Here is a 701-nt window from a genome sequence, read left to right on the forward strand (position 1 = left end):
GCGTCATTAGTAAGGCGATCAAGAACCGGAAGATTTTTCGGACTGATGAGTCAGTCATGAAGGTAATCTATCTGGCCATGGAAAAAGCTTCCGAGAAATGGACCATGCCGATCAGGAACTGGAAAGCAGCCATGAACCGGTTTGAAATTATGTTTCCTGACCGGTTCAAGGAGTAATAGTTTTGGTGGCGTTTACACAGAATTATTTACAGGCTCTAGCCCTTTGGCATCCGATGGACTCTTGAGCTGATCTATCATTAGACTTTGATCGAATGATGGCTTAAATTGGACGACTACGGCACTGATAATTGATTGATAGGTATCCACAGAAGCTTCAGCTATCGCCTGTACAAGTTCTGGTTTACATCCAAATATTACAGATGCCGTTTGTGGATCTTCTTTTGCCATCTCACGTAATTTCAGAAAGTAAACACTGTTCAGCCGTAATATATCTGCATCAAGTATTTCCTGCTCCTCAAACCTGATGTGCTGAGGTAATGACTTCGTGTGTATGCTCATTATGATATCCTTTTCTTATATGAGTTTTTATCTAATTTTTGCAAGCTGACTTAATGCAATAGTCCGGACAGTTTTCCGAAATAGGCAACCATGAGAGGAATCAACCAGAGTAGAGAATCCTAATAATCTATCTGTTGATACCTCCTCTCATGGAAATCATAGTTAAGTCTGCTCTGGACAGTA

At 40.8% G+C, this 701-nt stretch carries 1 protein-coding gene and 1 pseudogene; one reads left to right on the plus strand and one right to left on the minus strand.

Features of this window, described 5'->3' with window-relative positions:
• Nucleotides 1–176: pseudogene (locus tag AK963_RS32895) on the plus strand (IS256 family transposase); the annotation flags it as partial.
• Nucleotides 177–191: 15 nt separating this feature from the next.
• Here AK963_RS32895 and AK963_RS30110 read toward each other — a convergent pair.
• Entirely contained in the window at nucleotides 192–518 is a 327-nt protein-coding gene (locus AK963_RS30110; RefSeq protein ID WP_066018847.1) for a hypothetical protein, read from the minus strand.
• Between the last annotated feature and the right edge of the window lie 183 nt (nucleotides 519–701).

Source organism: Endozoicomonas atrinae, assembly GCF_001647025.1.
Lineage (GTDB): Bacteria > Pseudomonadota > Gammaproteobacteria > Pseudomonadales > Endozoicomonadaceae > Endozoicomonas > Endozoicomonas atrinae.